The sequence below is a fragment of the Burkholderia sp. ABCPW 14 genome (assembly GCF_001523835.1).
In the GTDB taxonomy this organism is placed as follows: domain Bacteria; phylum Pseudomonadota; class Gammaproteobacteria; order Burkholderiales; family Burkholderiaceae; genus Burkholderia; species Burkholderia mayonis.
On the sequence record NZ_LOVS01000176.1, the window covers coordinates 24,445 to 45,574 of the forward strand.

Here is a 21,130-nt window from a genome sequence, read left to right on the forward strand (position 1 = left end):
TGTGACTCGCGAGTGCGCGCATCCGGCCCCGGCGGGGCCGGATGCGGCCGGCGAACTCAATACTCCGAGATCGCCATGTACGCGCTCATCAGCATCTCGCCGCGCTCGGCCGCTTCCAGGTAGGCGTCCCAATGCGGCGTTTGCGCGGCCTCGCGATGCCAGAACTGGATCTCGCTGCGGCCGTGCTGCAGGCCGCGCCACGCTTGCGTCAACACTTGCAGCTCCTCGTCGCCGAGGGAGCTCAGTTGCGAGACCGGCACGTCGCCCCCACCGACGATCGCCCGGATCAGGTTCGACAGATGCGCCCACAGCAAGCGGATCGTCGACTCCCGGAACAGGTTGACGTTGTATTCGACGTGGCCGACGACCGCGTCGCCCTCCTCCCGCAGATCGAACAGCACGTCGAGAATCGACGCGGCGCGGTCGATCTCGATCGGCGCGACACGCAGCCCGCCGATGTCCGGCATCGACAGATCTTCGTTTTGCAGCACGAACATCACCTGCACGAGCGGATTCACGCGGGGGTCGCGCTCCTTGACCGTCATCTGCACGAGATGCGCGAAGGTCACGTCCTGATTGTCGAACACGTTCAAGACATCGTCGCGCACGCGGGCAAGATGTGCGGCGAAGCTATCGGATGCATCGAAGCGCAACCGCACCGGCAGCGTGTTGGTCAGGAAGCCGATGAGCGGCTCGGTCTCGATGCGCGACCGGTTCGCGACGGCCGTGCCGAGCACGAGGTCGCTCTGCTTTGCATAGCGCGACAGCAGCAGACCCAGCGCGGACTGCAGGAACACGAACATCGTCGATTTCGACGCCTTGCAGAACGCGTGAACGCGTTCGACGAGCCCGGCGGGCAGCTCGACCGCGATCCGCCGTCCGTCGAAGGTCGGTTGATCCGGGCGCTCGAAATCGGTCGGCAATTGCAGCGCGCCCGCATAACCGTCGAGATAGTCGCGCCAGAAATCGAGCTGGCGCTTGAACGGCTCGGACTGCGCGAAGCGCCGCTGCCAGATCGCGTAGTCGGCGAATTGAATCGGCAGCGGCGTCAGCTCCGCTGCTCGCCCGTCGCGCCGCGCCGGATAAAGCTGCTCGATCTCGCGCAGGATCACGCCCGCCGACCAACCGTCGCCAATGATGTGATGGTTGCGCCAAAGCAGCACGTGCTCGTTTTCCGACAGCCGGTAGACCGTCGCCGAGCACAGCGGCAGCGCGTCGAGCCTGAACGGCCGGCTCAGTTCGGCTTCGATCGCCTTGTCGAGCGAATCGCGCCGGGCGGCGGCGCTGTCGCGGGACAGATCCTTCACGGCCAACGGGAACGCCATCTCGGCGGCCACGACCTGACAGGGCTGATTGTCGAACGTCGCAAAGCAGGTTCGCAGGATGTCGTGACGATCCGTCACCCGCTGGAACACCCACGCGAGCGTCTCGATATCCAGCGGCCCGTCGATCCGCAGCGCGAAGTGCGAGCCATACGCGCGCTGCGAAGCGTCGATCTTGTCGAGGAACCAGAGCCGCTCCTGGTTGAACGACAGCGGAATGTGCGCGGGGCGCACCTGCGGCGAGACCGAGTCTTCCCGCAGCGCCGCGGCCTGCGCGGTGGCGATCGCCGCACCGAACGAGATCGCCGTGTCGTGCTCGAACAGCGCGCGGATCGGCAAATCAATCCTGAAGTGCCTGCGCACCCGCGAGACGACCTGCGTCGCGAGCAGCGAATTGCCGCCGATATCGAAAAAGCGCCAGTCGGCGCTGATCGCGGGACGTTTCAGAATCTGCCGGAACAGATCGACGACGAAAGCCTCGGCGTCGTTGCCCGGCGCGACGATCTCGAGCTGCTCGAAGGTTTCCGCGTCGTCCGGCAACTCGAGCGCCTTGCGGTCCACCTTGCCGTTGACGTTCTTCGGCAGCCGGTCGAGCGGAACGATCACGTCCGGGATCATGTAGGCCGGCAGCCTGAGCTTCGCCTGCTTGCGCAGCGCCGACACCCAGGCGCGCTTCGCGCCGCCGCCCGCGAGCACGCCGGAATCCGCGGGTACGGCCCACGCGGCGAGCGACAGTTGCCCTGTCGCGTCCGGCAGCGCGAGGACGACCGCTTCCTGCACCGACGGTTCGCGATTGAGCGCGGCCTCCACTTCACCGATCTCGATGCGATGGCCGCGGATCTTCACCTGATTGTCGCGGCGGCCGATGAAGAACAGCTCGCCGTTCGCGGCGCGAAATCCGCGATCGCCGCTGTGATAGAGGCGACGCGAGCCGGCAAATGCGATTTCCTGGGACGAGTACGCGGCTGCCGTGCGTTCCGGATCGTTCAGGTACCCGAGCCCGACGCATACGCCGCCCACGTACAGCTCACCGGGCGTGCCGGCCGGCACCGCGCGCCGCCACGGATCGAGCACGTAGACGGCTGTGTTCTTGATGGGCCGCCCGATCGAGATCTTCGGCGCGTGCTCGTCGAAGTCGAACGGCACCTTGTAATGCGTGCAGTCGTCGGAGGTTTCCGTCGCGCCCCACATGTTCAGGACGCCGACGCGAGGATGCACCGCGCGCAACTGATGCACGAGCGACGGTTGCAGCGTCTCGCCGCTCGACACGACCCAGCGCAGCGCCGACGTGCCGAGCGCGGTCGCCGGTTCGTCGGACTGCGCGGCTCGCACGAGCAGCATCGTGCTGAGCACGGACGGCGATACTTCGAGAATCGACACCCCGTCGGAGACGATGCGCTCCAGCAGCCTTGCCGGATCTTTCGCGACGGCGTCCTCGTAGATCCTGACCTGCGCGCCCGCGATAAGCGGCGCGCAGAATTGCCACAGGCAGATGTCGAAGGTGGCCGCGGCATCCTGCGACACGACGTCTCCCGCGCCGATGTCGAGATCCTCGATCTTCGCCTCCATGTGATTGATCATCCCGCCGTGGTCGATCATCACGCCCTTTGGCTCGCCCGTCGATCCGGACGTAAAAATCACGTAGGCAAGCGCGTCGGCGGGCGTCTCGAACGCACACGCTCGCATCGAATCCGCGTCGGCCGGCTCGGCAAGCGCATCGAGCGCGATCCTGGCCACACCGCCGCGAAGACGCTCGGCGACGCCCGCGTGCTCGCGTGCGACGACGAGATGTGCCGCCCGTGCGCGCTCGAGCAGTGCGTCGATCCGCTCGGCCGGCCCGTCCGGCAGCGGCACGAACGCCGCGCCGACCCGCCAGACCGCGAGCATCGCCGTCAGGTAGTCGATCGAGCGGTCGGCAAGCAGCGCCACGATATCGCCCGGATGCACGCCGCGCGCGCGCAGCTGCGCGGCCGCCGTCCTGCTCGCGTCCGACAACGCGCGGTAGCTGATCGAGCGCGACGCGTCGACGGCTGCGACGCGATCCGGCCATTCGCTTGCGCGGCGCTCGAACGCCGCGACATACAGCCCTTCCGCGCCCGAGCGCCGTTCGGTCGCGACGCCCGCCGCCGCACGACGCTCCGCAGCCGCCTCGTCGTCGCCGAGCAGCGCACGCGCCGCGAAATGCTCGTCGGGCACCGCGACGATCGCCTCGAGTGCCCGGCGGAAATAGCCGCCGATCGCGATGAGGCGCTCGAGCGGCAGTGCGTCGAGGTTCGCTTCGAGATCGAGCGTCAGATGTTTCGTGAACGGATCTTGGTTGAACTCGACGCGCAGCGCGAAGTGCGTCTGGATATACGCTTTCGCATCGACGACGCTCACTCCCGCGAGTTGCTCCAGTTCTTCGTAGACGTGGAAATGCGTGTAATTGAAGCTCACGTCGAAGAGCGGTTCATTGCCCTTCAAATGCTGGATTTCCTGATACGGATAGCGGCGATATGCCTGCAGCGCGGATTCCTTGTCGCGGATGCGCTTGACGAGATCGGACCAGGTTTCGTCGCCCAGTTGCACACGCCACGGCACGACGTTCAGATGGGTGCCGAGCACGCGCTCGCCATCGCCGTCTTCGAGACGACCGTTCGACTCGACCGCGAGGACAACGTCCGACTCGCCGCTCACGAAGCTCATGACCGACGCATGCGCGGCCAGCAGCACGTGCTTGACCGATACGCCGAGACGCGCGGCCAGCGCCTTCAGGCCGTTCGACAGCGCCGCCGGCAAATCGACCGCGTGAAAGCGCATCGGATTGCGCTCGGCATCCGCGCGTGCTTCCTGCAAGCACGGAAGCCGCGTCGGCCGGAAATCCTCGAGCTCGCTTTCCCAGAACGCGCGCACCGCCGGGTCGGCAATGGTTTCCTGTTCCAGCAAAACGTAATCGGAGAAGCGCGTGTGCAGCTCCGGCTGCTGCGGCAGCGCGCCTTCGCCGACGAGACTCACGTAGTTGCGCAGGATTTCCGACACCGCCGACGATTCGCTCCAGCCGTCGAGCAGCGCGTCGTGAAACGACATCGTGAACACGAACTCGTCGTCCGTCCAGCGATGCAGCGAAAAACGCAACAGCGGCGCGCGCGCGACGTCGTACGGGCGGCGCTTTTCGCCGTCGAGCCAGGCTTCGTAGCGCGGCTTCTTGCGCGCGTCGTCGATGTCGCGGTAATCGAACACGTCGACGACGGACGCCGCGTGCGCGTGGACGATCTGCAGCGGCCGCTCGAACTCGCCGAGATGGAACGACGTCCGGAAAATCGGATGACGCTCGATCAATGCCGCGACCGCTTGCTCGAACGCATGCAGGTCGTAGCGCGCCCGCAGCCTGAATTCGAAGATATCGCAATACATCGCGATGTCGTCGCCGAATTGTGAATGGAACAGCAGGCCTTCCTGGAGGCGCGCGAGCGGATAGGCGTCGACCGCGTCCGCCGGCAACTGGCGCCGCTCGTCGTCGCTCAATTGGGCGAATGCGGCAACGCGCGGCCGCTCGGGCAGTTGGGCCGATATCTTCGTGACGGCGGCGAGCGCGGCGGGCGTCTGCAGCCGGAACACGTCCTGGACGCTGATCTGCAAGCCCGATTTCAGCGCGCGGCTGCGCAGTTGGATGATGCGGATGGAATCGCCGCCGAGTTCGAAGAAGCCGTCGTTGACGCCGACGCGCGGCTTTTCCAGCACCTCGGCATACAGCTTGCAAAGGAGCTTCTCCTCGTCCGTGCGCGGCGCGACGTAGGCCGCGCGCAGCGGGATCGCGCCGTCCGCCCGCTGCGTGAGCGCCTTCGCGTCGACCTTGCCGTTCTGGTTCAGCGGAATCGCGTCGATCGGCAGTACGGCCGACGGCATCATGTAATCGGGTATCCGCTCCGACAGATGGCGATACAGCGCCTGAACGTCCGGCAATGCATCGCAGACGATGTACGAAACGAGCTTGGTCTGCTCGTCGTCCGGTTGCGGCGTCGATACCGCGCGGATCAGTTGCCGAATCTCCGTGATCGCTCCCGCTCCTTCGCCAGCCGGCGCCGGCGCGATGACGTTGCGCGGCTTGTGCGGCCGGCTCGCGAGCGTGACGGCGTCGCGGATGCCGTCGAAGCGCGTGAGCGCCGCCTCGATTTCACCGAGCTCGATCCGGAAACCGTTGATCTTCACCTGCTGGTCCTTGCGGCCCAGGTACTCGTAATCGGCTTCGCCGACCTTACGCGCGAGGTCGCCGCTCTTGTAGTAGCGTCCGGCGCCGGCTCCCGGCTCGATGTCGAGATCGATGAAGCGCTCGCGCGTGAGCGCCTCGTTTCGCAGATAGCCGAGCGCAACGCCCCGCCCTCCGACGTAAATCTCCCCGACCTCCCCGTCCGCGACCGGCCTGCGGTCCTCGTCGAGCAGGACGATCGACAGATCGCGCAGCGGCAGGCCGATCATGCTGCCCGGTGCGTCGAGATCCGCGCACGTCACGGGCCGGTAGGTTCCGTGCACGGTGATCTCGGTGATCCCGTACATGTTGACGAGGCGCGGCTGCGCGTCGCCGTACTTGCGGAACCAATCCTTGAGGCTGCCGAACACGAGCGTCTCGCCGCCGAAGATCACGAGACGCAGCGCGCTCAGACGGTCGCTGCGCCGCAGATCGGCCGCGATGAAATACTTGAACGCGCTCGGCGTCTGGTTGAGCACCGTCACGTGCTCGCGCGCGCAAAGCGCGTGGAATTCATCGGGCGAGCGCGAGATTTCGTACGGTACGCCGACGATCCTGCCGCCGTAGAGCAGCGCCCCCCACATTTCCCAGACCGAAATGTCGAATGCGATCGAATGGAACAAGGTCCACACGTCGCGTTCGTCGAAGCGGTATTCCGGCTCGGACGACGTGAAAAGGCGCAGCACGTTGTCGTGCGTGACCTGCACGCCCTTCGGCCGCCCGGTCGTGCCGGACGTGAAGATCACGTAGGCGCAATCGTCGCGGCGCAGCGCACGCGCCGCCGTCGGCGCGCGGTCCGCCGCATCGTGCGTCGGGTCGGCTGGCGCGTCGACGAGCAGGACGGCGCGATCCTCGACGGACGGCAGCTTGTCCAGCAAATCGCCGAACGCCGTGGACGTGACGAGCACGCTCGGCTGCGCGTCTTCGAGAATGAAGCCGAGCCGCTCCGCCGGCGAGTGCGGATCGAGCGGCACATAGGTGCCGCCCGCCTTCAGAATGGCAAGGATGCTCACGACCACATCCACGCCGCGATGCAGCAGCACCGCAACCGTCGTCGGCCCGTCGCGCCGCATCCGGGGGGCCAGCGAGCGCGCGAGCCGCGCCGCGCGCTCGTCCAGCTCGCGATAGGTGAGCGACGATTCGCCGTAAGTGAGCGCAACGCGCTCCGGACCGCTTCGCACCTGCTGCTCGAATCCTTCGATCAGCGAATGGCATTGCGCGAGCGGCACGGGCGCCGCCGCGCGATCGACAGTCCGGGCGACCGACGGCGCGTCGATCGCGGCCGGCGCAGCCCCGAGCTCGAACGTGCGCAGCGGCGCGTCGGACGCGTCGAGCAGCGCGTCGAGCAACTGCAGGTATTCGTTCGCGAACGCGACGATGCGGTCGCGCGTCGCAAGCGCCGCGCCATATTCGAGCATCGCTTCGATCCCGCGCTCGGCGGGCGCCATCGTCAATGCGAGCTCGAACTGGGAAGGCGCCGAGCGCAACGGCAGCGAACGCGCCGTAACCGGGCCGATCTCGATTTCACTGCTCACCCCCTTGATCGCAAGCGCCTCGGCGCCGTGCCGGCCGTTCGACTGTTGCATCACGAACAGCGCCTGGAAGAACGGATGCCGGTCGGCGCGGCTCTTCGACGCGTGCTCGTTGACGAGGAGCGCAAACGGATACGCCTGGTGCGCAATCGCGGCGGTGAGGTTATCCGCCGACTGCGAAAGGAACGCCGCGAATGTCGCATCGTCGCGATAGGCCGTATGCAGCGCGAGCGGATTGACGAAATAGCCCTGCGTGCGCGCGTATGCCCAATGCGTGCGACCGGCGGCGAGCGTGCCGATCGCGAGGTGTTCGGCGCCGCTTCGGCGATGCAGCAGCAACTGGAATGCGGCCAGATAGACCGCGTTGAGCGTGCGGCCCGAGCGCCGCGCGAATGCTTCGACCCGTTTCGCGAGCGTCTCGCCGATCTGGAAATTGACGGGACTTGGCGCGACGTCCGCAGCGCCGCGCGCCTGTTCCGCGCTCGGCTCGAATACCGAGCCGAGCGCCGAATCCGCACGGTTTTCGCCCAGCACGGATCGCCAGTACCGGCGGTCCTCGAGCGCGGCGGCGCTGCGCGCATAGGCGTCGCGCTCGCGGCACCAGTCCTGGTAGTCGCGCTCCGGATCGGCGGTCGGCTCACCTCCCGCCGCCTCCGAGACGATCTCCTCGACAAGCTGCGACATCGACCAGAAATCGGACGCGATGTGATGCAGGTTGACGAGCAACCACGTCCGCTCGCCGTCACGCTGCGCGACGCGTATCCGCAACGCCGATCCGCGCTCGAGATCGAACGGTCGCAGCGCTTCGTCGCCGAAGCGCTCGATCAGCGCAGCGTCATCGAGCCCCTGCGGATCGATTTCGACGAAATCGACGGGCAGCGCCGGCTCGACTGTCTGCACGTTGCGGCTGTCCTCCGCGCGGTAACGCGTCCGTAGGATCGGGTGCCGCGCACACGCGCGCGCGACGCTTGCCTGCAGCGCATCGGACGCGAGCGCCGGCCGGCATTCGATCAGCAGCGCCAGATTGTAGTCGTGTCGATCCGGGTCGAATTGATGCAGGAACCAGAGCTGCTGCTGGTTCGGCGACAGTGCGAACTCGCGCTCTTTCGCGCCCGCTGCCGCGCGCGGCGCAGCGGGCGCCGCGGCGCCCGCCCGGACGATCTGTGCGCCCAGCTCAGCGATGCTCGCCGCGCCGAACAGGTCGTCGAGCCCGACATGCGCGCCCAGATGTTTCTCGATCAAGCCCTGCAGCCGCACGACACCGATCGAATTCAGTCCCGCCCCAGCAAGCGGAAGATCGGCGCCGATCGCATCGGTCGCTTGCCGGGTCAGCAGCGCAACCGCGCGCCGCAGCGCGAGCACGACGTCCGTCACACGCTCATCGACGCTCGGCGCATCGGACCCCGCAATCCGCGGCCAGAGCGCATCGAGATCTTGCCCGGATGCCGCCGGCGCGCCGCTCGCCGAACGCACGTCGCGGCCGACCTGAAGCAGCGTGCCGTCGAGGTAGCGCGCACGCGTTTCGCGGCGGCGGATCTTGCCGCTCGACGTCTTCGGGATGCTCGCCGGCTGAATGAGCACGATCTCGTCGACGGCGACGTCGCATGCGCGGGCGATCGCCGTGCGGATCGCCCGTGCGGCGGCATCGACATCGATCGTCTTCACGAAGCGCCGGTCGACTTCCTGCACGACGACGACGCGCGCATCGCCGTCGCCGTCGATCGAGAATGCGGCCGTGCAGCCTTCGCGCAATGCCGGATCACTCGCGCCCGCGGCCATTTCGAGGTCTTGCGGATAGTAATTGCGGCCATTGACGATGACGAGATCCTTGCTGCGTCCGGTCACGAACAGTTCGCCATCGATGACGCAGCCGAGATCGCCCGTACGCAGGAAGCCCGAAGACGCCGGCCCCGGCCCGGCGAGGCGCGCGCGAAACACGTCGGCGTTGGTCGCATCCTTGTTCCAGTAGCCGGACGGAATGCTGGGACCGCTCACCCAGATCTCGCCGATCTCGCCTTCGGCCGCTTCGCGAAAATCGTTGACGATGCGCAGTTCGTGACCCGCCGCGCAGCGCCCGGACGACACCAGCTCGGCGGTCGCGGCATCGCCGGCCGGCTCGAGGCGGCCTAGCGTCAGCGCGGGACGGTCGAACGCCAGCGCATGAAATGCTCCGCCCGGCGCCCCGCCCGTCACGAAAAGCGTCGCTTCGGCAAGGCCATAGCAAGGATAGAATGCGCGCGAATCGAACCGCACGCGCGAAAACGTCTGCGCGAAGCGCCTCATCGACTCCGCCTGCACCGGTTCCGCGCCATTGAATGCGATGCGCCAGCTCGACAAGTCGAGCGCGCCGGCCCGCTCCGGACTGCGGGCCGCATGCTCGGCGCAGAGCCGATAGCCGAAATCCGGCCCGCCCGCGACCGTCGCGCGAAAACGCGTGACGTTCTCGAGCCAGGACAGCGGGTCCTTGATGAACGCGGCCGGCGACATGATGTGCGACGGGTACCCGTGATAAAGCGGGTGCAAGGTCGTGCCGATCAGCCCCATGTCGTGATAGAGCGGCAGCCAGTTCAGGCAGACGTCGCCGTCGCACGACCCGAATCCCGCCGCGATCGCGATCTGATTCGCGATCAGATTGCCGTGACTCACCGCGACGCCCTTCGGCTCGCCCGTCGACCCGGACGTGTATTGGAGAAACGCAATGTCGGCCGCCGCGCGCCGATATGCGCTTGCCGGCATCGGCTGGACGGCCGCCGCGGCGTCGATCGACAGCAGGCTGATCGCTGCCGCCAGCGCGCCGCCCATCTCGCCCGAGAACCACTCGCTCGCCTTCGCCACCGCCTCGCCGTCGCCGAACGCGTACCGCGCGCCGCAATCGCGCACGACGTGCGCGATGCGGTCGAGCTTTTCTCCGCGCCGGGGCGGATAGAGCGGCACCGCGATCACGCCCGCGTACAGGCAGCCGAGAAAGGCGGCGATGTATTCGAGTCCCGACGGGAAGAACAACAGCACGCGCTCGTTCTCGCTCGCATGTTGCCGCAAATAGGCGGCGACTCGCCGCGCGCGCTCGTCGAGCTGCTGATAGGTGAACTGCGGCCCCGCCCCCGTTTCGGGAACTTCGATGAAGTGATAAGCGAGCGCATCGGGACGCTCGTCGGCATGTCGCTGAAGTACGTGAACGATCGTGCCGGCCTGCTGCGATTTGTCGAGATCGGTAGTCGTCATGTCTGTCGGTCAGGCGTGAAAGAAAAACGGTGGATCGGAACGGATACGCTCCGCGGCGCGCGGCGGCCGTGCGTCACGTGCCGTCGGCATTCATGCCGCGTCGCGAATCGAGCCGGGTTTAGTCGACGATCGAAAGATCGAAGCGCTTGCAAAGGAAATACGAAGTCGCAATCAGCATCAGCGGAATCTCGAGCTTCGACAGGTCGGATTCGTTGCCGTCCGACAGCAGCCCGGACAGGCGCTCGAGCTGCGCGCGGTCGAACAATCCCAATTGCGCGAGGCGCCGCGAGTGAACGATGTCCTGGATCAGCGCGAACAGCTTGCCGTTTCGCTGAAGCGTTGAGGGCGGCGCGAGGAACGGCTGCTTCACGCGCCGATACACCCGCTCCGTCAGGTAGGGCTTCATCGCGTCGCGAAAGAGGCTTTTTTCCTCGCCGTCGCGAAAGAACCACGACACGGGAAGGGTTCGCACGAATTCGAACAGCCGATGGTCGAGCAGCGGCATGCGCACTTCGACCGAATGCGCCATGTCGAGGCGGTCGGCGAACAGGATCTGATTGCACAGAATGGACTTGCACCACAGATACATCGACTGCTGTACCGGATGCCGGTCGTGAAGCTGATCGCGGATCGGCAGGCGATCGATCAAGTTCGACACGAGAAGATCGGGCGTGACGTCGCGCTTCAGATCGGCGTGCAGCAGCGAGTCCCTCAGCGCCGCGCGGCTGTTCAGCACGATCGACAGCCACGCCGGCGTGGCGCCGAGCAACCGGCTCGCAAAGCCATTGCCCGTCGGCTGAAACCACGGCGGAATCGCCGCGCTCAGCTTGCCGGCCGCCTGCTCGGCGCGGAACGTCGCGAGCCGCGCCGGCTCGTCGCCCGCATAGCCGGACAGCAGATAGTCGATCTGATGAAAGTTGTAGCCATAGAACAGCTCGTCGGCGCCGTCGCCCGACAGCACCGCCTTGAACCCCGCGTCCCGCACCGCGCGGCTTTGCAGATAGCGCGCGACGGCGTTCGAGTTGATGCCGATGCTTTCCGCATGCCAGACGACCTGCTCGAGGTGGTCCGCGAAATCGGCGGAATCGACGGCAACCGTCAGGAATTCCGCGCCGAACGACTCCGCGGTGTCCCTCGCCACGGCGCTCTCGTCGTAATCCGCATGGTCGAACTGCACGTTGAACGCAGTGAGCCGGTGACCGAGCCGCTTCGCCGCGACGCCGAGCACCGACGACGAATCGAGCCCGCCGCTCAAGTAGTGGCCCATCGGCACGTCCGCGTGCAAGCGCGTCTCGATCGCGTCGGCGACGTGCTCGGCGAGCACTTCGGCAGCGCGCGAGCGCGAGCGCGCGTCGTCGCGCCATTGCGGATGACGCGGGTAATCGAGATCCCAATAACGCTTGACGACCGTCCTGCCTTCCGAGCAGATCACCATACATCCCGGCGCAACCTGCTTGATGCCATCGAACAGCGTCGCGTCTTGCGGCTTGATGAGAAGCAGATGCTGGACGTATTGCTCGCGACTCAACCGGCCCGCGACGCCTGCTCCAAGCAACGCTTTCACCTCGGAAGCCAGCAGAATCCGCCCGTCGCTCTCATGAAAATAGAGCGGTTTGATGCCGAACCGGTCGCGCACGCACAGAAGCTGGTTCGCATCGCGGTCCCAGATGGCCAGTGCGAACTCGCCGCGCAACCGCTCGACGAAATCGATGCCGTATCGCTCATAGAGGGCGAGCGCCACTTCGGAATCGCTATCGGTCTTGAACTGCCAACCTTCGCGCCGCAACGCTCGACGCCATTCGCGATGACCGTAGATTTCGCCGTTCGCAACGATCACGTTGCCTCGCTGGCTGACGATCGGCTGATCGCCCGTCACGAGATCGACGAGGCCGAGACGCGCGTGCGCAAGACCGACGCGGGCGTCGGACGACAGCCACAGGCCCGTTTTTTCCGGACCGCGATGCACGAGCGTATCGACTGCGCGTTGCAGCGTCGAGGCATCGACCGGCGCTTTCCGGTCGAAGATTGAAACGATTCCACACATGACGGGCTTCAGCTCCGTGGTGAAGGTGGGACGGTCCTGCCAGGCACCGCAGAACGCGGGGGACGATCCCCGCCACGAACGCGCGGCGACGACGCAACGACGCGCATGACGATCCGATACGGATCACGCATGGCGTCTTCGTCAACCTCCGCGCATCGCCGTGATCCATGACTCTCGATCGGGCGACATTCATTCTTTTCCGTTCACAACCGCCTACCGAAACATGAAATTTTCTTTGATGACAGATTTAAACGAATGAACCGAGTATTTTTCTAATCGCACCAAGAATCTCAGGGCGCAAGCATAGCGTAATATTTCGATCCGGGAAACACGATTCACGCTGGATGCACCGATCGACAACGACAGGCTCCAATGTGAATCAGCCTCTTTTGGATGGAATTCCGATTCAATGCGCCGCACAGTTTTGTTTTTATTGCCTTCTATTTTTGCGACCAAATAATATGGAAACGATTGCAAAATTCGCCAGGCCAATCACCATCGAAAATCGTCGATTGATCGACGAACTGCTTGCTATCGATGAACTCCGGCGCACTTCGTTTAACAGCTTGACTAACGATTGCTTTACAGGTACGTTTCGCTACCAGAGTGAATTGCAGTGCTTATCCACTCTGAAGCAATCAAGTTTGATGGAGTATTTTTCCATCGCTCGAGCTTATGCTCGCAGCCATGCAGCATCGCGGTAAATTTTGTATCGCATCGCACCATCGATCGAAACCGCTTTCGATCCTTCGAGTCCGACGGCACGGCATCGATGCGCGCCCGACGCACTGCCGGAAACCGGGCCGACGCGCTCGACGCCGACTGCAATCGCCCTTAAGACGAAGCAGCCGGAATCGCCATGCGCACCGCACCACCCGCCCGCATCGCCGCCATCGAAGACGATTCGCTGTTTGCATCGCCCGCTCGCCGCATCGTCGAGCACAAGTATCTAGGCTTCACCGGATTTCCCTGAATATGTCTGCATACTTTGAAGGACGGTCGCCGGATGAATCGGAATTTGTGTACCACGGGCAAACGTGAAAAATGTGACTCACTGGCTGAAGTCTCCTCAATCAGCATGCGCCGTCGCGAACGAAATCACGGCGGCGCACCGGGTGCATTGAATATCACGCGCGCAATCCTTATTTGCACATCATTCATATCGATATGCATTCGCATCAGCATGCGTAGCTACACACGGATATTGACCGGATAGCTTGCGTCACTTAAAACGAGTGTTTGGATTTCCATCCACATTTATTGATGTGGCAGATCACGCACGTTTTTTTTCGGATTGACGAACCCAATGTACGCGATAGAACCGGTCAAGCGCCCTGCTCATGTACCGCACGCCCGAGAGGAAATCACCAGCGACCGGTCGGTCAATATTGCCAACGCACTCATTAATAGACACGGCAACCGGTTTTCCGGAAATTCCGGCAAACCGCATTCCGGAAAGACGAGTTCATCGGCCGAACGTTTTTTTTCGACCGGCAACGCGCCCGCCACGTTCGGCGAATTGGTTCAGGGGCGCGAGCCAATATCGGGGAACGATTTCCTGATCACGTTTCCGATCACGCTGACGTCGACCGCGAGGTTCTGCCGATTCCGGCATTCCGATCGCCTTTACGTCTTTCCCGCAAGCAAGAAGAAGTCGCTGAAGGCGGCGCAGCTCTTTCTCGAGCGGTTCCGAATCCGAACGGGCGGCATCCTGCAAATTTGCAGCGCCGTGTCGGAAGGCAAAGGACTCGCGAGTTCGTCCGCCGACATCGTCTCGACGCTGCGCGCGCTCGCCGCTCATTTCGACATCGAGCTCGCGGTCGCCGACATGTGCGCGATCATCCGCGAGATCGAACCGACCGACGGCGTGATGTTCGACGAATCGGTCGCGTTCTTTCATCGCAAGGTCGAACTGAGCAAGGTGATGGGCAAGCTGCCGAAGATCTGCATTCTCGCGATCGACGAAGGCGGGATGATCGACACGGTCGCTTACAACCGCCATCGCTTCGACTTCTCGGACGAAGAGACGAGCCAGTACGCCACCCTGCTCGCCGACGTCGACGCCGCGATTTCCAGCCGCGATGTCCGCGAGATCGGCCGCGCCGCGACGCTCAGCACTCAGCTCCATCAGAAGCGCAACCCGAAGCGGACCTTGCAGCAACTGGAGGCGCTGATGGTCGACGTCGGCGCGCACGGCATCGTCAACTGTCACAGCGGCACCTTCATCGGCCTGTGTTTCGATGCGGCGCGCCCGGATGCGCTCGACACGATCGCCCAAGCGGAACGCACGCTTCGGGAAACGCTTCGCCAACCCATTTCGCGATTTTTCACCAGGTGAGCTCATGACATACGACGCAGCATCGAGCAGAAAAACGCAGGAGAAAGTATCCGACGCGATGGCGGAACCGCGAATCGTCCAGATCTCGCCCAATCTCTACGCCGTCGCGCTCGAAGTCATGAAGGTCATTCCGGCCAAGCACATCATCGAGCAGGCGCTGCGCGACGGCCGAATCAACCGCGACTCGCTCGTCATCGAATCGTCGAGCGGCAATTTCGCGCTCGGTCTCGCCGTGGTATGCCGTGAACAGGGACTCAGGCTGAGAATCGTCGGCGATCCGGCGATCGATCCGAAGTTGCGCGGCATGCTGCGCAATCTGGGCGCGGAAATCGACATCATCGAAAAGCCCGACGCGCTCGGCGCCTACCAGCGCCTGCGGCTGGCACGGATCGCGCAATTGCTCGACGAGCATCCGAATGCGTTCTGGGTTCGCCAATACGACAATCCGCAGAATCCCGACGCGTACCGCCCACTGGCCGAAACGCTGCTCGCGGAGGCGGGACCGGAGTTCGAACTTGTCGCATGCGTCGGTTCGGGCGGCTCGTCGGTCGGCCTCGCGACGCACCTGCGGCGCCGCAGCGAGCGAATCCGCGTGACGGGCGTCGATACCTTCAACAGCGTGCTGTTCGGTTTGCCGGACGGCAAGCGCACGCTCCGCGGCCTGGGCAACAGCGTCATGCCGAAGATTCTCGATCACACGCAATTCGACGAGGTCCACTGGCTGACGAGCCCGCAGGCGAACCTCGCGGCGATCGAGTTGCACGCGCGCCATGGTCTCTTCTGTGGCCCGACGAGCGGCGCCGCCTATCGGGTCGCGCACTACGAGGCCGCCCGGCACCCCGAGCGCAAGTTCTTGTTCATCGCGCCCGATACGGGCTACCGCTATCAGGACACGATCTTCGACGAGCGCTGGCTGAAAGCGAACAACGAGATCGCCGACACGCCGCGCCGCGCGCCCGTCGTCGTCGACCGGCTCGACCAGGTGGACGCCGCGACTGAATGGAGCTGCATCGACTGGCGCCGCAAGCCGCTCGCCGAACGGCAAAGCCTGCAGACACTCGGCGCGTGACGCTCGGGCCGTACGCTCGAATCCTTTCCCACCGACGTTCTGTACAAAACATGACGGGCATCTTTGTCTTCATCGAGAGCAACACGACCGGCACGGGCGAGCGCTTCATCCGCAAGGCGCTGCATCGCGGCCTCACGCCCTACTTCCTCACGGCGAATCGCGACAAATATCCGTTTCTCGACACGACTCGAGTCGTGACGGTTTCGATCGATACGAGCGATGCCGACGACGTTCACGGCTTCGTATCGTCGCTCGGCGGCGTCGTCGCCGTGTTCTCGTCTTCCGAGTATTACATCGAGGTCGCAAGCGAAGTCGCGCGGCGACTCGGGCTGCCGAGCGCGAACACCCATGCGACGCGCATCTGTCGCGACAAGAAACGACTCGCGGAGGTGCTCGCCGAACGCGGAATCGACGCGCCGCACACGCTCGCACTGACGCTCGACACCGGTGCGCCGCCCGCGCTGGACGGGCTCGCCTATCCGGCCGTCGTCAAGCCTCGGACGGGATCGGGCAGCGTCGGCGTGCGCCGGTGCGAGAACGCGGACGAGGTGTTCGAGCACTGCGACAGGCTGCGCCGCGCCGGCACGCACGCGGCGCTTGCGCAGACCTACGTCGACGGCGACGAGTATTCGGTCGAGACGCTGACGATCGACGGGAAGACGCAGATCGTCGGCATCGTCAAAAAACGTCTCGGGCCCGAACCGCTTTTCGTCGAAATCGGTCACGACTACCCGGCGCCGCTATCGAGCCGACAGCGAGAACGGATCGAAAGCACCGTGCTGCGAGCGCTCGACGCAGTCGGCTACGCGTTCGGTCCCGCACACACCGAGCTGCGCGTGCGCGACAACGCCGTCACGATCATCGAGATCAATCCGCGGCTCGCGGGCGGGCTCATTCCAGTCCTCCTCGGCGAGGTGTTCGACGCCGATCTGCTCGACCACATACTCGACATGTGGCTGGGCGTCACCGTCTTTCCCGATCTCACCGCGAAGCGCTATGGCGCGATCCGCTTCGCGCTGCCGGCACGCGAGGGCGTACTGCGCGGCCCGCTCGCGCTGCCGCCCGACCTCGCCGCGGCGCCCGAGCTCAAGCATTTCCATCCGATCGCGCGGCCGGGCGACGCGCTTCGGCTCGAAGGCAGCTTCCGCGACCGCATCGCCGCGATCGTCTGTGCGGGCGACCACCGCGAATCGGTCGAAGCGCTCGCCGAGCGCGCGGTCGCCGAACTGCGCGTCGGCATCGACATCGACATCGACGTCGGCGCTGTCGCGACGGCGAACGCAACCGCGCCAAACACCGCGAAACCCGGACTGCCGGCGCACGTGCAGGCGATCGTGTACGGCGGCACGGCCGACGACGCGCCGCTCGCGGATCTCGACTATCTGTTCGATCTGAACGAAGCACATCTCGTCATGCTGGGCGCGACGCGCGTCATCGGACTCGACAGGATCAAGCCGCTGCTGCTCGCGCACCAGCACTTGAGAACGGAGCGCTATGCGCCGCTCCTCGCGCGACCGCGGCCGCGCGGCCTCTACATGCTCGTCGAGGGCTACCTGATCGAGACGCTCGGCGACGGCGTCGGCGGCGTGCTGCAAACCGGCCGATCGCGAAACGACATCAACGCGGCCACCACGAAGCTGCATCTGCGCGACGCGACGTCGCGCGTGTTCGAGGCGCTGTGGTATCTGCGGCGCAGCCTCGTCTTCAAGGCGTCGGCGAACGTCGATCAGGCGTTTCCGATCTACAGCCAGTACCAGCCGGCGCTGCCGGGCACCTTCGCCCATCAGTTTCTCGCGTACGACGAAGCGCTCGCGAACGAATGCCGCGCGCTTCTCGCGCTCTATCGGCACGTCGACGTGTGCCCGCTTGGCGCCGGCGCGGGCGGCGGCACGAGCTTGCCGATCGATCCGGAACTCGTCTGCAAGCTGCTCGGCTTCGAGCAGCCGGCTTCGAACAGCCTCGATGCGGTGGCCAATCGCAGCGGCGTCCTCCATTTCCTCTCGGCAGCCAACGCGATCGGCGTGATGCTCTCGCGCCTCGCGCAAGACCTGCAGATCTGGACCACGGCCGAGTTCGCGCTGGTGTCGCTCCCCGACGGGCTGACGGGCGGCTCGTCGATGCTGCCGCAAAAGAAGAACCCGTTCCTCGTGGAATTCGTCAAGAGCCGCGCGGGCGTTCCGCTCGGCGCGCTTGCGAGCTGCACGGCGACGCTCGGGAAAACACCCTATACGAATTCGTTCGAAGCGGGCTCGCCGATGAACGGCTTGATCGCGCAGGCATGCACCGCGATCGAGGAGGCGGCGACGATCGCCGCGCTGCTGATAGACGGGCTCGAAGCGGCGAGCGAGCGGATCGACGCCCATCTGAAGGAAACCGCGGTCGCCGCGATGGCGGTGTCGGAATCGCTCGTCGCACACCGGTCGCTCGATTTCCGCACGGCGCACACGCAAGTCGCGCAGGCGGTACGCGATAGCCTCGCGCAGGGGCGAACGAGCTACGAAGCGCTCGCTGCGCTCGATTCGGACTTCGTGTCGCGCCGACCGCTCCATTGGGCGCAGAGCCATCGTTTCGGCGGCGGCCCCGGCGCCGCGGACTTGAATCACGGCGTTGCGCGGGCATGCCACGCGCTCGCCGACGACGAGGCCGCTTTTCGCCGCAAACAGGATATCTGGCGCGAAGCGGAACAGATGCGACGGCTCGCGGTGCAGCAACTCGCCAGCAGCTAGTCCGACCTACCCGCGAAAGAGAATACTCATGAGCACGATCAATCGAACGGGTGCGCCGAACCTCAAAAGCGCGCTGATCTCGAGACTCGGAAAGACGCCTGCCGCGCAGCCCGCCTGGCTCGACCTGGAGCGCGCGCTGCCGAGCACGCCCTGTGCGGTGCAACCGCATTGCCGCCGCGGGCTCGACGGCGACTGGCTCGCGCGGCTCGCCGAGCAGGCGGCGCGACTGTCGGTCGATCCGCGGGCGCTTTTCGTCGCGGCGGCGCGTGCGCTAGTCGCCCGGATCGCCGACCATGCCGCGAGCGGTTCGGCGCTCGCGCTGGCGCGCGACGTTCATGCGGCAACTTGCTCCGTATTGTCGACGACGCCGCCCGGCCGGCAAACCGTCGGCGAATTGCTCGCGGACAGCGACGGTTGGCTCTCGCATCGCGGCAGCCCGGTCGATGCGCCGCCGCACGTCTTGATCGCGGCGACGGATGCGGCGCCCGATCCCGACGAGCTTCCGGCAACCCAGCTCGCAATCGCGTTCACGATTGCGGGCGACGATGCATGCGTCGTCGCCCGCGCCGCGGCCGGGCTCTTTTCCCGGCAGGCGCTCGACGAATTCGTCGAACAGTGGCTGCTGATCGTGTCGCAGCTCGGCGCGAGCACGGCCGACGCCCCGCTCGACGATCTCGATCCGCTCCTTCCCACGCAACGTGCACGCCTGCTCGAACAATGGGAACCGGGCGCCGCGATCGATGAGGCCGGTCCGCTCGCGCACGAAGCGTTCGACGCGCGCGCGTCCGCCGCTCCCGGCGCGCCGGCCGTCCAATCCGGCGAGACGACGACGCCGTACGCCGCCCTCGCGCATCGCGCGGCCGGCATCACGCGAGAGCTACGAGCACTCGGCATCGGGCCGCTCGATCGCGTCGCGATCTACGCCGGCCCGGGAGCCGATCTGGTCGCCGGTATCCTGGGCGCGCTGGAAACCGGCGCGGCCTACCTGATCCTCGACCCGGCCAGGCCGCCCGCGGAGCTGAGCGCGCGGTTGCGCGACTGCGCGCCCGACGCGGTGCTCACGCAGACGGCGCTCGCCCCGTATCTCGAAGGCTTGGGCGCACGGGTACTGACGCTCGATGCGAATGCGGCCAATGACGCAGGCGTCCGGTCGGACGCACCGCCGCTCGGCGCCGCCGATGCCGCCGATGCGGGCGATGCCGCCGATGCGGCGGCAGTCGATCCCGACACCCCGGCTTTCGTCGCTTGCCGGACAGACGGCGATATCGCGCGCGCCGTCGTCGCCACCCATCGAAACCTGCGTGACGCGGCGCGCGGGTACGCTCGTGCGTTCTCGCTCGACGAGACGGACCGCTTCCTCGTGACGACGAGCTTCGATACGGCGGCGACGCAAAAGCACATCCTGACGCCGCTTTTGATCGGCGCGCAGGTGCATTTCAGCGACGCGCGCTTCGATCCCCACGCCGTGTTGCGCGAGATCGCCGGGCGCGGCATCACCGTGTTGAACGTCGCTCCAAGCTTCTTCAATGCGCTCGTCGACGCCGAGCGGCATCGGGAATTGTCGGGGGTGCGGCACGTGTTCCTGGAAGGCGAGCCGGTGGATGCGCGCGATGTCGCGCCGTTGCTCGAGAAATATCCGCAATTGCGCGTCGTCGCGCTCTATAACGCGACCGCATCCGTCGGCCCCGTCGCCACCTGGACGCTCGGCGCCGCACCACGGCCGTCCCTCGACGACACATGCATGCTCGGCCGGCCGGCGGACGGCGTCACGCTGCGGATCCTCGACGCGCGCAATCGGCCCGTGCCGCCGGGCGTCGCCGGACGCGTGCACATCGGCAATACGCGCATCACGCGCACGCAAGCGCCGACGCGACAGGATACGAACGCGCCGCACGGCGAATCCGGTCGTCTCGAAATCCTGGAGGACGGTGGTCCGCGCGACACCGGCGACCTCGCGCGCTGGCGCGCCGACGGCATCGTCGAATATCTCGGACGCGCCAGCGCGCCGAAGCGCGGCTACGGTTCCTGGAGCGGCGCGCGGCGCGTCGAAGCCTGGCTGTCGACGCGCGACGGCGTCGGCGACGCGATCGCGATCGTCCGGCGCACCGACGACGACACCGGTCACGAGCGTGTCGCCTACGTCACGCCGCGCGCGAGCGCCGTCCTGTCGGTACCCGATTTGATTCGCGACGCAAGCGCCGCGTTGCCCGCCGAGCTCGTGCCCGACGTGATCGTCGTGCTGCCCGCGCTGCCTCTCGCGCTCGACGGAACGCTCGATCGCGCACGCCTGTCGGAGCCGGAATCGGGCTGGAGCGCGGCGCGCGGCAGCTCGGACGCCGGCCACGCGACATCGGCGTCCACGGCGTCCGCCGACGCGCGCTCGGAAACGCACGCGCGCGACCTCGCCTACTGGACCGCGGCGTTGCGCGATCTGCCGGCCGTCCACAACCTGCCGCTCGATCATCCCCGTCCCGCCGTCGCCGACCATCGCAGCGGCCAGCTCGTCCAGCGCCTCGAAGCCCCACTGCATCGCGAACTCCTGCAGTTCGCCGGCAACCGGCGCGTCACGCTCTTCATGCTCGTCCACGCCGCCTTCGTCGCCTTCCTCGCTCGACTCTCCGGCAGCGCCGACATCGTCGTCGGCACCCCCGT

General features: G+C 66.0%; 6 protein-coding genes and 1 pseudogene. 5 read left to right on the forward strand and 2 right to left on the reverse strand.

The genetic code is table 11. The features are described from left to right. Positions 1 to 56: 56 nt before the first annotated feature. Complete coding sequence (locus tag WS62_RS26880) at positions 57 to 10,301, reverse strand: non-ribosomal peptide synthetase (protein ID WP_066577379.1); 10,245 nt, start codon at positions 10,299 to 10,301, stop codon at positions 57 to 59. A gap of 118 nt (positions 10,302 to 10,419) precedes the next feature. After that, positions 10,420 to 12,345 carry an asparagine synthase (glutamine-hydrolyzing) gene (gene asnB, locus WS62_RS26885; RefSeq protein WP_066577380.1) on the reverse strand — a complete coding sequence of 642 codons (1,926 nt, stop codon included), beginning with the start codon at positions 12,343 to 12,345 and terminating at the stop codon, positions 10,420 to 10,422. 374 nt (positions 12,346 to 12,719) lie between these two features. Between asnB and WS62_RS37005 the strand changes: the two genes are divergently transcribed. From WS62_RS37005 to WS62_RS26905, 5 genes and pseudogenes are all read left to right on the forward strand, one after another. Next, positions 12,720 to 13,049: a hypothetical protein gene (locus WS62_RS37005; protein WP_156441156.1), complete on the forward strand. Its 330-nt coding sequence runs from the start codon at positions 12,720 to 12,722 to the stop codon at positions 13,047 to 13,049. A 773-nt stretch (positions 13,050 to 13,822) separates the two neighbouring features. Next, positions 13,823 to 14,683, forward strand: a pseudogene (locus tag WS62_RS26890) (GHMP family kinase ATP-binding protein); the annotation flags it as partial. 4 nt (positions 14,684 to 14,687) lie between these two features. Then, positions 14,688 to 15,752: a cysteine synthase family protein gene (locus WS62_RS26895; RefSeq protein ID WP_066577381.1), complete on the forward strand. Its 1,065-nt coding sequence runs from the start codon at positions 14,688 to 14,690 to the stop codon at positions 15,750 to 15,752. 50 nt (positions 15,753 to 15,802) lie between these two features. After that, positions 15,803 to 18,478, forward strand: a complete 2,676-nt coding sequence (locus WS62_RS26900; protein WP_066577383.1) for a lyase family protein — start codon at positions 15,803 to 15,805, stop codon at positions 18,476 to 18,478. 28 nt (positions 18,479 to 18,506) lie between these two features. Next, positions 18,507 to 21,130: AMP-binding protein (locus WS62_RS26905; protein ID WP_156441157.1), on the forward strand; the 2,624-nt coding region annotated here is incomplete at its 3' end.